Raw genomic sequence first — 13,952 nt, 5'->3', positions numbered from 1 at the left:
AGGGCCCGACCTAGGCGGCCCCCCACGAAGGGCCATCCCTGGCCGCCTAGCCTCTCGCGGCATCCATGCCGCTCAAGGCTGCCCGCCCGGCCCTCTACACAACGATTCCGTTCGGCCTTCTGAAGGGGTGATTGGCGTATGCCTGATGTATCGCGTTGAGCCTAATGGTGGACAAGCTTCGCGTTGTCCACCCTACGGACTAAAACTCGCCGATATAGAACGGCTCATCCTGCATATAGGCATTCAGATCAACCCGCTCGCGATTGCTCTGGGCTTGGTCCCACAAGGTTTTCAGTGGTTCCAGCAATGGACCGGCGCTCAGCAATTGGCGCAGTTCGCTGCAATAGGCCGCACGCTCAGGATCGGTTCCCTGCTCGGGGTAGCGTGCCAGCAATACCAGAAAGCAATTCAAGTAGAACTGCAACGCCTCGCTCTGCTGGATTTCACGCATGTAGTCGGCCGTCATGCTACGAAACCAGATAGGCCCCACGTAGTTGTACAGGCAGTAGATATTCGAAGGCGTGGTGCCATCCAGCCAACGACAGGTATCGTCGTAATAGATGTGCCCGAAGTTGAATGCCGGATCGAACAGTTTCTTGCCTTTGTAGAGCAAGTGCTCGCTACCTGGAATCTGGCCATTGAGGAATTGGTAGATACGTTTTTCACTGCCGCCCATAAAACCCATGGGTGGAAGTACATCTGACCCTGCATAAGGCTCGCTACCGTCGTAATGCCGGGCACCAGCCTGCTGCACCAGAATCTTGTAGGAGTCAGCCAGACTTCTTTCGATCTGCCAGCCCCAAGCATGTCCTTTGTTCAACTCTTTCCAGGACCGGCCATCACCGGTGGGCTCGATACTGACCTGGGTCGTCCAGGCTTCGGGCCCGGCCAGGAAACGCTCGGTAAGCGCCACCCAGGCATCGAGGCTCTGATCGTGGGAAAGCCAAAGGCGGTACACCAACGGGATGGGGTCATCCTTCATCGGGTCCAGATTGGGCTCTTTACCTTTCATGAAATAAGCTTCGAAGGTTTTGAAGGCGACCTTCTGTTTCGCGTATTCCAGGCGGAACTTTACATCAGCCCATACGGCTTTGCGTTCTTCGGCTGTTAATGCTGCTGTGTCACCCATATCAATCCAGATCCCCGACTTCTTCCACAACCTTTCTGAACTGGTCAGTAAATTCTTTGGATTTAAGGATATCAACATGATGGCTCGGCTGGTCATCAAAGCGACATTCTGCGAAACCTTACAAGCTGCTTCCAAGGTTGAATTTGTCCATTTGACGTCTCTCAATGTTTTTACCGGTGAGACATCCTTCATGGCTTCGCACAAGTGCTTGCGCGGGTTGAAGCTATTGAACTGTGCAGGCATCGGGCTGGCGCCGCCATCCTTGGATTTGAAAGAATGGAACCACCACGAGGCCTGGACCCTCTGCTCTGGTGCCAGCAGCCCGTATGACGCCATTAGATCGGCATAGAACTCAAGGTGGTAGCCGCTGCCAGTGCCGAAGTTTACTGGGCACGTAGCGAGCATTGTGCAGTAATCTGACCTCGAACCACCTCCAGATCCGTAGGGTGGACAACGCGAAGCTTGTTCACCATTTCATTGTTTAACGGCGGGCTTTCGGTTTCGCACGTACAGCACCTTCCCTCCAGTTGCAGTCACGCCCCGCTCCTGCATCTCAAACTGTCCATTTCGGCCCTTGATCAGATCTGTAAGTTTCTTGAAGCCATACAGGCGCGGGTCGAAGTCGGACTTTAGCTTGCGCAAGTTTTCGCCTAGGGCTGCCATGTGGACCCAACCGTCTTCGTCTGAAATGTCATCAATAACTTTGGTGATCAGCGCTACCGGCACTTTTGGTCGATTGGCCTCTGCGGGCGTCGCTTCAGCTGGTTTGATGGTGCCGTGGGACGGTTTTGGCTCTGGAGTTTCAGGAGATTGTGCGCCAGGGCTTTCAGGTTCATTTACCTCGGCACGCAGCAGCTCGGTATAGATGAATTTGTCGCACGCCTTAACGAATGGTTGCGGTGTTTTCTGCTCCCCGAAACCAATAACTTCCAGCCCCTCTTCACGCAGCCGAGCAGCCAGCCGAGTGAAGTCGCTATCGCTGGATACCAAGCAAAACCCATCGAATCGCCGCGTATAGAGCAGATCCATAGCATCGATTATTAGCGAGCTGTCAGTGGCATTCTTGCCTTTGGTGTAGGCGAACTGCTGGATCGGTTGGATGGAGTGGTCGAGCAGTACTTTCTTCCAGCCGCCGAGGTTGGGCAGCGTCCAGTCGCCGTAGATGCGTTTCACGCTGGCGACGCCGTATTTGGCGATTTCTTCGAAAAGGCCTTCGACAATGGCGGCGGGGGCGTTGTCGGCGTCGATCAGGACGGCGAGGTGCTTTTGGTGGGCGGCAGGCGCGTTCTTGCTGGCCATGGTTCTTCCTTGAGAGGCGATGGCCGACCTTACTGCGAAATACTGGCGGTGCGCCACTAGGTGTGTATGGCTTTTAGTCGCATGGGCGAGGTGGCTGCATGGACTGAGCGGCTATTTGCACCAGAACACGCAACAAACCATTGCGCGTTAGGCTGTATTTCGAACCTATCTGCCTCTCTATGATGGCCCGCACTTTCCCTTGCGAGGCCATGCCATGAACGCTTTACGTCTGTTACGCCCTTTGTTGTTAGGCAGTGCGGTGCTGGCCGTTTCTGGTCAGGTGCTGGCGGGTGAGCCGCTGCAGCTGGAGGTTTATAACCCTGGTGCGAAGTCGATTTTTCCGGTGTCGGCGCAGATCGTGTCCGGGCCGACCGAGGCGGTGTTGATCGATGCGCAGTTCCAGCGTGACGATGCCCAGGCGCTGGTCGAGAAGGTGCGCGCTACCGGCAAGAAGTTGACCACCGTGTATATCAGCCACAGCGACCCGGATTATTACTTCGGGCTGGATGTGATTCACCGCGCCTTCCCGGACGCGAAGATCGTCGCCACCGCCGAAACGGTGGCCGCCATCGAGGCGAGCAAGGACGGCAAGCTGGCGCACTGGGGGCCGATCATGGAGGGCAATGCACCGGCGGCGCTGGTGGTGCCCGAAGCGCTGAAGACGCCGAAGCTGGCCGTGGATGGCCAGGTGCTGGAAATTCGTGGGCCGGATCCGGCGCGTACTTTCGTATGGATTCAGTCGCTGAAGACCGTCGTCGGCGGCATCCCGGTGTCGGCGAATATCCATGTGTGGATGGCTGATACCCAGACCGTGCAATCGCGCCGCGACTGGCTGGCTACCCTGGCGGCCATCGACGCGCTGAAGCCGAGTCGCGTCGTGCCCGGCCATTACCTGCCCAACGCCGATGGCAGCCTGCCGGATTCGCCGCAGACCGTCGCCGCGACCCGCGAGTACCTGCAGGCGTTCGAGCAGGAGGCCGGCAAGGCCAAGGATTCGGCGCAGCTGATCGCCGCCATGCGCAAGCGCTACCCGAACCTGGCCGATGAGTCGTCCCTGGAGCTGAGTGCCCAGGTGATCAAGGGCGAGGTGAAGTGGCCGCAATAAGGCGGTAAGAGGCTTCGTGCTGGCATCGCTGGTGCCAGCACGATGTTGTTACCGGTTACAACGCGACCGGGTCTTCTCTTATAACCACTGGAGCGGACTACCAACCGCTCTGGCATAAGCATCGGCAGGCAAAATCGGCGTTTTTCGCGAGCGCTCTGAGAGCCTGTCCAAGGTTGTGCAGTGTTTCCCACGGTTGCACCAGCATGGACGACGCCTTGCCCGGCTACGGTGCGCAACAGGCGGCGGTTTGTGGTGAACGTGGCGCCTTTTCAATCGAAAGTGACGCATTGCCTCCAGACATGTGAGGTTACATCGACGTCAACCGCGACTTTCGTCTAGAAGTTTCAAGCGGACGTGCGAATGGCATAGCGCTTGCTCCAGCAGGCGGGCCAATCCAAATACTCCTCAGGAGCACGTCCATGCCTCACACGTCTTTCAAGAAAGGTTTCTTGGCGCTCGCGATCACTGGCGCACTAGGTTTTTCCTCGCTGACTCACGCGGATATCACCATCGGTGTCGGTGCGCCGATGACCGGCGGCAACGCGGCGTTCGGTGACCAGCTGTGGCGCGGTGCCGAGCAGGCTGCGGCGGACATCAACGCGGCGGGCGGTATCAACGGCGAGAAGATCAAGCTGGTGAAGGGCGACGATGCCTGCGAGCCGAAGCAGGCGGTATCGGTGGCCAACCGCATGGTCGATGCGGACAAGGTGGTGGCGGTGATCGGGCATTTCTGCTCGTCGTCGACCATGCCGGCGTCCGAGGTGTATGACGAGGCGGGCATTCTGGCGATCACCCCGGCGTCCACCAACCCGCAGGTTACCGAGCGCGGCCTGACCGCGATGTTCCGCATGTGCGGCCGTGACGATCAGCAGGGCATCGTCGCCGGCGATTACATCGTCGACGTGCTCAAGGCCAAGAAGGTCGCCGTGGTGCACGACAAGGACACCTACGGGCAGGGCCTGGCTGACGCCACCCGTGCGCAGCTCAACAAGCGCGGCGTGAAGGAAGTGATGTACGAAGGCCTGACCCGCGGCGAGAAGGACTTCAACGCCCTGGTCACCAAGATCCGCGCCAGCGGCGCCGAGGTGGTGTACTTCGGTGGTCTGCATGCCGAGGCCGGCCCGCTGGTTCGCCAGATGCGCGAGCAGGGCGTGACCGCCAAGTTCATCTCCGGCGACGGCATCGTCACCGACGAGATGGTCGGCACCGCCGGCGGCCCGCAGTACGTCGATGGCGTGCTGATGACCTTTGGCGCCGACCCGCGCCTGATCCCGGACGGCAAGGCGGTGATCGAGAAATTCCGCGCCAATGGCTACGAGCCGGAAGGCTACACCCTGTACTCCTACGCCTCGATGCAGGTGGTGGCTGCCGCGTTCGGCGCCATCAAGGGTACCGACGGTGCCAAGGCTGCTGAGTGGCTGAAGGCGCATCCGGTGGAAACCGTGATGGGCAAGAAGGAGTTCGACGAGAAGGGCGACCTGAAAGTCTCCGACTACGTGATGTATCAGTGGGGCGCTGACGGCAAGTACAAGCAGCTTTAAGAGAAGGGTTCTCTCGAGCGGCAGGGTGGAATCGGAATCGCCGTTCTTGGGATGGGGGCATGTGCCTGATGTCGCGCTGTGCGCGCGAATCGCGGGCATGGCCCGCTCCCACAAATGACCGCGCCATCTCCATTGCCCCGCACCTCGTGAACAAACCTCCAAACCCGGCGGGCCATGACCTGCCGGGGCTGCTGGGGTCGCCTGGCGACCCTGCGCTTCTTTCCGTCACGGACTCAGAGATTTTTCAATGGACGGTATCTTCCTGCAGCAACTGGTCAACGGCCTGACTCTAGGTTCGGTCTACGGCCTGATCGCCATCGGCTACACCATGGTTTACGGCATCATCGGCATGATCAACTTCGCCCACGGCGAGGTGTACATGGTCTCGGCCTACCTCGCCGCCATCGCCATCGCCGTACTGGCCTTCTTCGGCGTGCATTCCTTCCCGCTGGTGATTCTCGGCACGCTGGTGTTCACCATCGTGGTCACCGGGGTGTACGGCTTCGCCATCGAGCGCATCGCCTACAAGCCGCTGCGCAACTCCACGCGCCTGGCGCCGCTGATCAGTGCGATCGGCATGTCGCTGATCCTGCAGAACTACGTGCAGCTCAGCCAGGGTGCGCGGCAGCAGGGCATCCCGACCATGCTCGAAGGCGCGCTGCGCCTGCACGTGGGCGATGGCTACGTGATGATCACCTACACCAAGCTGTTCATCATCGCCGCGGCCATCATCGGCATGCTGGCGCTGACCTTCATCATCCAGAAGACCCGCCTGGGGCGCATGTGCCGCGCCACCCAGCAGGATCGCAAGATGGCGCAGATCCTCGGCATCAATACCGACCGGGTGATCTCCTACGTGTTCGTCATCGGCGCCTCCATGGGCGCGCTGGCCGGGGTGCTGATCACCCTGAACTACGGCACCTTCGATTTCTATGCCGGCTTCATCATCGGCATCAAGGCCTTCACCGCAGCGGTGCTCGGCGGCATCGGTTCGCTGCCCGGCGCGATGCTCGGCGGGCTGATCCTCGGCGTGGCCGAGGCGCAGTTCTCCGGGATGGTCAATTCCGACTACAAGGACGTGTTCAGTTTCTCGCTCCTGGTGCTGATCCTGATCTTCCGTCCACAGGGCCTGCTGGGCCGTCCTCAGGTAACCAAGGTGTGATGCCGTGAGTACGACTTCTATCGATGTGAAAAAGAGCCTGGTAGATGCGCTGATGGCCGGGTTGATCGCCCTGATCGTGTTTGGCCCGGTGGTGGGCGTGGTGCTCAAGGGTTACGACTTCACCCCGCAATTCGACCGCGTGGCCTGGATGGTCGGCGTGGTGATGGTGGGCCGCTTCGTGCTTAGCCTGTTCCTGCAAACCCCGAAAGGCCGTGTGGTGCTGGAGGGCTTCGAGCGCTCCGGTGGCGGCGTTGGCGTGCAGCCGCCGGGCTACGTATCGCGCATGCGCTGGATCATTCCGGGGCTAATCGTGCTGGCGCTGATCTTCCCGTTCTTCGCCAACAAGTACCTGCTGACGGTGATCATCCTCGGCCTGATCTACGTGCTGCTCGGTCTCGGCCTGAACATCGTGGTCGGTTTGGCCGGTTTGCTCGACCTGGGGTTCGTGGGCTTCTACGCCATCGGTGCCTATGGCCTTACCATGGGCTACGAATACCTGGGCCTGGGTTTCTGGAGCCTGCTGCCGCTGGCGGCGGTCATGGCGGCGTTCGCCGGGATGATCCTGGGCTTTCCGGTGCTAAGGATGCACGGCGACTACCTGGCCATCGTCACCCTGGGCTTCGGCGAGATCATCCGCTTGGTGCTGACCAACTGGCTGGAAGTCACCGGCGGCCCGAATGGCATGAGCGCGCCGTCGCCGACCTTCTTCGGCCTGGAGTTCGCCCGCCGTGCCAAGGATGGTGGCGTGCCGTACCACGAGTTCTTCGGCGTGGCCTACAACCCCAACATGAAGTTCCTGTTCATCTATGCGGTGCTGGTGCTGGTCGTGCTGCTGGTGCTGTACGTCAAGCATCGGCTGACCCGCATGCCGGTCGGCCGCGCCTGGGAAGCGCTGCGCGAAGATGAAATCGCCTGCCGCTCCATGGGCCTGAACCACGTGCTGGTCAAGCTCTCGGCCTTCATGCTCGGCGCCTCGACGGCTGGCATCGCCGGGGTGTTCTTCGCCACCTACCAGGGCTTCGTCAACCCGACCTCGTTCACCTTCTTCGAGTCGGCGCTGATCCTCGCCATCGTGGTGCTCGGCGGCATGGGCTCGACCGTGGGCGTGGTGATCGCCGCGTTCGTGCTGACCATCGCCCCGGAGCTGCTGCGCAGCTTCGCCGACTACCGCGTGCTGCTGTTCGGCATGCTGATGGTACTGATGATGATCTGGCGACCACGCGGGCTGATTCGCATCAACCGCATCGGTATCGCCCCGCGTAAAGGAGTCGCGCCATGAGTGACAACATCCTCTCGGTCGACGGCCTGATGATGCACTTCGGCGGCATCAAGGCGCTCAGCGACGTCAATTTCTCGATCAAGCGCCATTCCATCTCCGCGCTGATCGGCCCCAACGGCGCCGGCAAGACCACGGTGTTCAACTGCCTGACCGGCTTCTACTCGGCCACTGGCGGCAAGATCATGCTCAACGCCCAGGGCCGGCAGACCGACGTCATCCAGATTCTCGGCGAGCCGTTCAAGGCCGACGATTTCGTGAAGCCGGCGCAGTTCGGCTCGCGGCTCTGGTACAAAATGTTCGGTGGTACCCACCTGGTTAACCGGGCAGGTCTGGCGCGCACTTTCCAGAACATTCGTCTGTTCAAGGAAATGACCGTGTTGGAAAACCTCCTGGTGGCCCAGCACATGCTCGCCGAGCGCAGCATGATCAAGGGCATTCTCAACACGCCCGGCTACCGGCGCGCCGAGAACAAGCTGTTGGACACCGCCTTCTACTGGCTGGAAGTGGTCGACCTGGTCGAGCAGGCCAACCACCTGGCCGGCGAGCTTTCCTACGGCCAGCAGCGCCGCCTGGAAATCGCCCGCGCCATGTGCACCGGCCCGGAGCTGATCTGCCTGGACGAACCCGCCGCCGGTCTCAACCCGTCGGAAACCCACGCGCTGAGCAAGATCATCCGCCTGCTGCGCGACGAGCACGGCATGACCGTGCTGCTGATCGAGCACGACATGGGCATGGTTATGAGCATCAGCGACCACATCATCGTCCTCGACCACGGGCTGGTCATCGCCCAGGGCGGCCCGGACGCCATCAAAAACGACCCGAAAGTGATCGCTGCCTACCTCGGCGCGGAAGAGGAGGAAGTGGCATGAGCGACGTGAATACGGCACCGCTGCTGGCGTTCAAGGACGTCGACGTGCATTACGGGCAGATTCAGGCGCTGAAGAAGGTCAACCTGCACATCAACCCCGGTGAAACGGTCAGCCTGATCGGCGCCAACGGCGCGGGCAAGTCCACGCTGCTGATGTCGATCTTTGGCCAGCCGCGGGCCAGCGGCGGGCAGATTCTCTACCGTGGCGAGGACATCACCCGCAAGAGCACCCACTTCGTGGCGTCCAACGGCATCGCCCAGTCCCCGGAAGGACGCCGGGTGTTCCCGGACATGAGCGTAGAAGAGAACCTGCTGATGGGCACCATCCCGATCGGCGCCCAACACGCCGACGAGGACATGCAGCGCATGTTCGAGCTGTTCCCGCGGCTCAAGGAGCGGCGCAATCAGCGAGCGATGACCATGTCCGGCGGTGAGCAGCAGATGCTGGCCATCGCCCGGGCGTTGATGAGCCGCCCCAAGCTGCTGCTGCTCGACGAGCCGTCGTTGGGACTGGCGCCCATCGTGGTCAAGCAGATCTTCGCCACCTTGCGTGAGCTGGCGCAGACCGGGATGACCATCTTTCTGGTCGAGCAGAACGCCAACCACGCGCTGCGCCTGAGTGATCGGGCCTACGTGATGGTCACCGGGGAAATCCGCATGACCGGCACCGGCCAGGAGCTGCTGGGCAATCAGGATGTGCGCAACGCCTACCTGGGCGGGCACTAGAAGGCAAACAAAACGGCCGCTGCAGGGCAGTACTCTGCAACGGCCGTTGTGTTTCCGGTCGGCTTAACTGGCGCTGCCGCTGGCAGCCTGTGCGTAAGCGGCGAACCAGTGCTGCAGGCTCTCGATGGCGGTCATGATCGTTCTCCTTGCGATATGGGCTTAGCCTACGCCCCGTCTCCATCATTCGGCTGCTTGCTTGTCTGGATCGTTTCGATAGTTTTTCTGGATGGCCGATGGATGGCTTATCTGGATGGTCGATACGAATCACTGCGGCCCGTTGCCTCAGGTCATGGGAAATGCTCGCCCGATAGGGCACCCTGCAGGCTGTGAACGTTTTCACTGCCAAGGAGACTCCCATGATTCGCAAGTTTGTCGTCGCCTCCGTGCTGGCCCTGGTCAGCGCGCCGTTGTTGGCTGCCGAGTGCTCGGTGGAGGTGCATTCCACCGACCAGATGACCTTCGATACCAAGGAGATCAAGGTCAGCAAGAGCTGCAAGACCTTCACCATCGAACTCAAGCACGTCGGCAACCTGCCTAAGAACGTGATGGGCCACAACCTGGTAGTGGCCAAGACCGCTGACGTGCAGGCGATCAGCGCCGACGGGATCGCGGCTGGAGTCGACAAGGATTACCTGAAGCCCGACGACACCCGGGTGATCGCCCACACCAAATTGATCGGCGGTGGCGAATCAGACTCGGTCACCTTCGATGTGAGCAAGCTGGACGCTGCCGACGCTTACCAGTTCTTCTGCTCCTTCCCCGGCCATGCCGCACTGATGAAGGGTGCGCTGACCCTGGTCGACTGATTCCCGCCTTCATCTCAAGGCCGCTGCCAGTCAGCGGTCTTTTTATTTGTGCATGAAAATCAGCGAGTTGTACGGGTTACCCACAGGGCCTGTTGATAAGCCTGTATCGATCATGTGCAAAAGGCCCTGAAACGCTCTGGCGACGTGGCCTGCCGCGCATAGCGCTATTTTTGATCAGCGCTGATAACGCTCTGCAAACAAGGCGTTAGCTGAGTGAAGAACGCGGTTATCAACTTTTCCCCGGTTGCTGTGTGCAGTGCTGTGGATAAGGTGAGCATGTCCGGCTGCAGGCCTCTGGATGTGAGGCTTACAGAGGGTTGATCGTTATTTGATCAGTCTGTCTGGGTGCGGAAAAACACTGTCGCGTCAACAATTACTTCAACGATTTCAGTGCGTTGAGCGCGACTTGTAGCAAGCTTTTCCACGGAAGGTGTGGAGCACGCTGTGGATAAGGTGCGCGCATTGTCTTCCAGGCCACGAGCCGTGGGCGCTGGCGCGACCTGGTTATTTTCTGCTCAGCGCGGTTCAGCGCTTGTCGCCGGCACTCAGGCCGCGCCAGCGCTTGGCGCCGATCAGGATGAAGCGCAGCTGCTCGATCATCTTGGTTTCCGGCCGGCGGTGGGCGGGCAGGGCAGTGGCCTCTGGGTCGATCAGCTCGGGCAGGGTGGCGAACACGGTTTTCACCACCAGGTCCGCCAGCATGCTGCGCGCCGCCTCGTCGAGGTGCTGCAGCTTGGGCATCAGGCTCAGGTCGCTGGTCAGGTCGGCGGCGATGTCATCGCGAAAGGTTGCCAGGGCCTGGCGCACCGGCAGCGAGCCACCGTACTGCTCGCGAGCGAGAAACAGGAACTGGCCGCGGTGCTGCTCTACTGCACGCAGGAAAATCTGTACCGAAGCATCGATGATGCCGCCCAGCTCGAACTCGTTGCGACGTACCTGGCGCAGGGTGGTGCGGAAGGTTTCGCCGACTTCGGCCACCAGAGCCAGGCCCAGGGTGTCCATGTCCTTGAAGTGACGATAGAAACCGGTGGGCACGATACCGGCGGCCCGCGCCACTTCACGTAGGCTCAGGCTGCTGAAGGCCCGGCCGCTGTCCAGCAGCTCACGTGCGGCGTCCATCAGCGCCTGGCGGGTGGGGTGGTGGGACTGGCGTGCTGGCATGAATCACGTCCTTGTCGGTGTCGATGCCCCATCCTAAAACAAAAAACCCCGCCAAGGGGCGGGGTTCGGGTATCGCAGGCTAACGGCTCAGTAGCGATTTTTCAGGCCGTAGCTCTCGTCGAGCATGCCCGGCACGTCGCCGGTCTTGGGTGCGTAGTCCTTGGGGATTTCCATGTCGCGCGGCGGTGTCAGGCGTTCGCGCTTGTCGCTGCTCGGCTCGGCGTGCAGGGTGGCGAGCAGGCGCTGGCGGGTCACTTCGTCGAGCGCCAGGCGGTCGGCACCATGAGACAGGTGCTCCTGAACGTCGTGATAGCTCTGGGTCAGTTTCTTGACCAGATTGGCGGTGGTGTTGAAGTGGGTGACCACTTCGTTCTGATAGGCCTCGAAACGTTCCTGCATCTCGTCCAGCTGGCGCTGCGTGCGGCCGGGGGCGGCATTGGGCGCTAGACGGGCGATCAGGAAACCGATGGCGATGCCAGCGACCAGGGTAAGTGCCGGTAGCAACCAGGCGGTGAGCGTCTGTTCCACGAGTCCTTCCTCTCTAAACGGCTTTGCTTTACGTTAACGGCTGGAACCTGCGCTGTACACCGCTAAGTGTGTGTAGGCGAAGGTGTTTTAAGGTGTTGACCCGGCAACGCGCAGACGCGGTGCGGGTACATCGTTCGACGAGTCGACCCGATTGAAGGTCACGGAGTTCACTGTTGCTGATCCGCGAAACCCCCACGATGATCGACGGCCCGAGCGGCCAGCTGGAAGCCCTTTGCCTGGAAGTCGCCGACGCGCGCGGCGTCGCGCTGATCTGCCACCCGAACCCGGTACAGGGCGGCACCATGCTCAACAAGGTGGTGTCGACCCTGCAGCGCACCGCCCGCGATGCCGGCTATCACACCCTGCGTTTCAACTACCGCGGCGTAGGCGCCAGTACCGGCAGTCACGACATGGGCACCGGTGAAGTCGACGACGCCGAAGCCGTCGCCAACTGGCTGCGCGAGCGCTACCCGGATCTGCCGATCACCCTGATGGGCTTTTCCTTCGGCGGCTTCGTGGCTGCCGCCCTGGGCGGTCGCCTGGAACAACAGGGCGTCGAGCCGGCGAAGCTGTTCATGATCGCCCCGGCCGTTACCCGCCTGGCCGCCGAAACACCGCCGGCCAAGCGCTGCCCGTTGGTGGTGATTCAGCCGGACGCCGACGAGGTGATCGAGCCGCAGCGCGTCTACGACTGGTCGAGCGACCTCGGGCGTGCCCACGAACTGCTGAAAGTGGCAGAATGCGGCCACTTTTTTCACGGCAAGCTGACCGATCTCAAGGATCTGCTGCTGCCTCGCCTCTGATCTGCCGCGTGCCACTGCGGCACGGCATATCCCCAAGATGGTCCACGTAAAGCGAACCTGAACATGACCACTCGTATTCTCACCGGTATCACCACCACCGGCACGCCGCACCTGGGCAACTATGCCGGCGCGATTCGCCCGGCCATCGTCGCCAGCCGCCGCGCCGATATGGATTCCTTCTACTTCCTGGCCGACTACCACGCGCTGATCAAGTGCGATGACCCGGCACGTATCCAGCGCTCGCGCCTGGAGATCGCCGCCACCTGGCTGGCGCTGGGCCTGGACACCGACAAGGCGACCTTCTACCGCCAGTCCGACATCCCGGAAATCCCCGAGCTGTGCTGGCTGCTGACCTGCGTGGCCGGCAAGGGCCTGCTCAACCGCGCCCACGCCTACAAGGCCTCGGTGGACAAGAACGTGGAAGCCGGTGAAGACCCGGACGCCGGCGTGACCATGGGCCTGTTCAGCTACCCGGTGCTGATGGCAGCGGACATCCTGATGTTCAACGCCCAAAAGGTGCCGGTTGGCCGCGACCAGATCCAGCATGTGGAAATGGCCCGCGACATCGGCCAGCGCTTCAACCACCTGTTCGGTCAGGGCAAGGACCTGTTCGAGCTGCCCGAGGTGGTGATCGAGGAAGACGTTGCCACCTTGCCGGGCCTCGACGGCCGCAAGATGAGCAAGAGCTACGACAACACCATCCCGCTGTTCGGCAGCTCCAAGCAGCTCAAGGACGCCGTGGCGCGCATCGTCACCGACTCCCGCCAGCCGGGCGAGGCGAAGGATCCGGACAACTCGCACCTGTTCACCATCTACCAGGCCTTTGCCGCACCGACCCAGCAGGCGGATTTCCGTGCCGCGCTGCTCGGCGGACTGGCCTGGGGCGAAGCCAAGCAGGCGCTCTATGAATTGCTGGAAGCCGAACTGGGCGAGGCCCGCGAGCGCTACCACGCCCTGATCGCCCGCCCGGCCGATCTGGAAGACATCCTGCTGGCCGGCGCCGCCAAGGCGCGCAAGATCGCCACGCCGTTCCTCGGTGAGCTGCGCGAAGCGGTGGGCCTGCGCTCGTTCCGCGAGCAGGTGCAGGTAGCCGCTGATACCAAGAAGAAGGCTGCCAAGCGCGCCCGCTTCGTCAGCTTCCGCGACGAGGATGGCAGCTTCCGTTTCCGCCTGCTCGATGCCGACGGCGAGCAGCTGCTGCTGTCGCCATCCTTCGCCGACGGCAAGGCAGCCGGGCAGGCGAGCAAGCGCCTGCAAAGCGGCGAGCCGCTGGACATCCGCGTCCAGGGCGAGGCCTTTGGCGTGTGGCTGGACGACCAACTGGTCGGCGAAAGCCCGGCCTTCGCCGACACCGCGGCTCTCGAGGCTGTCATCGCCCGGCTGCGTGACGCCCTGGCGCCGGAAGAAGTCTGAGACCATTTGCGCGCGCCGCGGTCTGAGCCTGCGCGCCGGCGGATGCCGAATCCGCCCGGCGCCTGCGCTGCCCTGGGGGCGAGGCTAAAACCTCGCCTGCCATAGGGCCTATTTGCCAATCCCCGGGGGCGT

The 13,952-nt window shown here is 61.8% G+C and carries 13 protein-coding genes; 9 read left to right on the top strand and 4 right to left on the bottom strand.

Annotated features, from left to right (window positions below):
• Nucleotides 1-199 precede the first annotated feature (199 nt).
• Together BM279_RS16055 and BM279_RS16045 are read right to left on the bottom strand one after the other, a co-directional pair.
• On the bottom strand, nucleotides 200-1,534 hold the full coding sequence (locus tag BM279_RS16055) for a hypothetical protein (protein WP_143103604.1): 1,335 nt from the start codon (nucleotides 1,532-1,534) through the stop codon (nucleotides 200-202).
• A 69-nt stretch (nucleotides 1,535-1,603) separates the two neighbouring features.
• Nucleotides 1,604-2,428, bottom strand: a complete 825-nt coding sequence (locus BM279_RS16045) for an NYN domain-containing protein (protein WP_093505349.1) — start codon at nucleotides 2,426-2,428, stop codon at nucleotides 1,604-1,606.
• Between the two features lie 214 nt (nucleotides 2,429-2,642).
• Between BM279_RS16045 and BM279_RS16040 the strand changes: the two genes are divergently transcribed.
• The 7 genes from BM279_RS16040 to azu all read left to right on the top strand — a co-directional run bounded on the left by BM279_RS16040 (nucleotide 2,643) and on the right by azu (nucleotide 9,915).
• Nucleotides 2,643-3,533 carry an MBL fold metallo-hydrolase gene (locus BM279_RS16040; RefSeq protein ID WP_093505347.1) on the top strand — a complete coding sequence of 297 codons (891 nt, stop codon included), beginning with the start codon at nucleotides 2,643-2,645 and terminating at the stop codon, nucleotides 3,531-3,533.
• A gap of 419 nt (nucleotides 3,534-3,952) precedes the next feature.
• Entirely contained in the window at nucleotides 3,953-5,074 is a 1,122-nt protein-coding gene (locus BM279_RS16035) for a branched-chain amino acid ABC transporter substrate-binding protein (RefSeq protein ID WP_013789875.1), read from the top strand.
• Nucleotides 5,075-5,321: 247 nt separating this feature from the next.
• A complete protein-coding gene (locus tag BM279_RS16030; protein WP_070887221.1) occupies nucleotides 5,322-6,236 on the top strand; it encodes an ABC transporter permease subunit in 915 nt (304 codons plus the stop codon).
• Between the two features lie 4 nt (nucleotides 6,237-6,240).
• The gene (gene livM, locus BM279_RS16025; RefSeq protein ID WP_093505345.1) at nucleotides 6,241-7,515 is read left to right on the top strand and encodes a high-affinity branched-chain amino acid ABC transporter permease LivM; all 1,275 of its coding nucleotides are present in this window, start codon (nucleotides 6,241-6,243) and stop codon (nucleotides 7,513-7,515) included.
• Entirely contained in the window at nucleotides 7,512-8,384 is an 873-nt protein-coding gene (locus tag BM279_RS16020; RefSeq protein WP_093505343.1) for an ABC transporter ATP-binding protein, read from the top strand. The genes livM and BM279_RS16020 overlap by 4 nt, the downstream gene beginning before the upstream one ends.
• Nucleotides 8,381-9,109 carry an ABC transporter ATP-binding protein gene (locus BM279_RS16015; RefSeq protein WP_093505341.1) on the top strand — a complete coding sequence of 243 codons (729 nt, stop codon included), beginning with the start codon at nucleotides 8,381-8,383 and terminating at the stop codon, nucleotides 9,107-9,109. Before BM279_RS16020 ends, BM279_RS16015 begins: the two co-directional genes overlap by 4 nt.
• A gap of 356 nt (nucleotides 9,110-9,465) precedes the next feature.
• On the top strand, nucleotides 9,466-9,915 hold the full coding sequence (gene azu, locus BM279_RS16010; protein ID WP_075960079.1) for an azurin: 450 nt from the start codon (nucleotides 9,466-9,468) through the stop codon (nucleotides 9,913-9,915).
• A 525-nt stretch (nucleotides 9,916-10,440) separates the two neighbouring features.
• Here the strand turns inward: azu and BM279_RS16005 are convergent.
• Nucleotides 10,441-11,076 carry a TetR family transcriptional regulator gene (locus BM279_RS16005; RefSeq protein ID WP_093505339.1) on the bottom strand — a complete coding sequence of 212 codons (636 nt, stop codon included), beginning with the start codon at nucleotides 11,074-11,076 and terminating at the stop codon, nucleotides 10,441-10,443.
• Nucleotides 11,077-11,163: 87 nt separating this feature from the next.
• On the bottom strand, nucleotides 11,164-11,604 hold the full coding sequence (locus tag BM279_RS16000; protein WP_093505337.1) for a Z-ring associated ZapG family protein: 441 nt from the start codon (nucleotides 11,602-11,604) through the stop codon (nucleotides 11,164-11,166).
• Between the two features lie 173 nt (nucleotides 11,605-11,777).
• Here BM279_RS16000 and BM279_RS15995 point away from each other — a divergent pair, with 173 nt between their 5' ends.
• Together BM279_RS15995 and BM279_RS15990 are read left to right on the top strand one after the other, a co-directional pair.
• Entirely contained in the window at nucleotides 11,778-12,407 is a 630-nt protein-coding gene (locus tag BM279_RS15995) for an alpha/beta hydrolase (protein WP_093505335.1), read from the top strand.
• A 63-nt stretch (nucleotides 12,408-12,470) separates the two neighbouring features.
• Nucleotides 12,471-13,820, top strand: coding sequence for a tryptophan--tRNA ligase (locus tag BM279_RS15990; RefSeq protein WP_093505333.1), 1,350 nt, complete (start codon nucleotides 12,471-12,473; stop codon nucleotides 13,818-13,820).
• The last annotated feature ends 132 nt before the right edge of the window (nucleotides 13,821-13,952 follow it).

Origin of the sequence: Phytopseudomonas straminea (genome assembly GCF_900112645.1) — a bacterium.
Classification (GTDB): Bacteria; Pseudomonadota; Gammaproteobacteria; order Pseudomonadales; family Pseudomonadaceae; genus Aquipseudomonas; species Aquipseudomonas straminea.
This window is presented reverse-complemented; position numbering and strand designations above follow the sequence as displayed.

Coding starts and splice junctions, on each gene's coding strand:
- BM279_RS16035 (WP_013789875.1), top strand. CDS start 3,953: ATGCCTCACACGTCTTTCAAGAAAGGTTTCTTGGCGCTCGCGATCACT.
- BM279_RS16005 (WP_093505339.1), bottom strand. CDS start 11,076: ATGCCAGCACGCCAGTCCCACCACCCCACCCGCCAGGCGCTGATGGAC.
- BM279_RS16045 (WP_093505349.1), bottom strand. CDS start 2,428: ATGGCCAGCAAGAACGCGCCTGCCGCCCACCAAAAGCACCTCGCCGTC.
- BM279_RS16020 (WP_093505343.1), top strand. CDS start 7,512: ATGAGTGACAACATCCTCTCGGTCGACGGCCTGATGATGCACTTCGGC.
- BM279_RS16040 (WP_093505347.1), top strand. CDS start 2,643: ATGAACGCTTTACGTCTGTTACGCCCTTTGTTGTTAGGCAGTGCGGTG.
- azu (WP_075960079.1), top strand. CDS start 9,466: ATGATTCGCAAGTTTGTCGTCGCCTCCGTGCTGGCCCTGGTCAGCGCG.
- BM279_RS16055 (WP_143103604.1), bottom strand. CDS start 1,534: ATGCTCGCTACGTGCCCAGTAAACTTCGGCACTGGCAGCGGCTACCAC.
- BM279_RS16030 (WP_070887221.1), top strand. CDS start 5,322: ATGGACGGTATCTTCCTGCAGCAACTGGTCAACGGCCTGACTCTAGGT.
- BM279_RS16015 (WP_093505341.1), top strand. CDS start 8,381: ATGAGCGACGTGAATACGGCACCGCTGCTGGCGTTCAAGGACGTCGAC.
- BM279_RS15990 (WP_093505333.1), top strand. CDS start 12,471: ATGACCACTCGTATTCTCACCGGTATCACCACCACCGGCACGCCGCAC.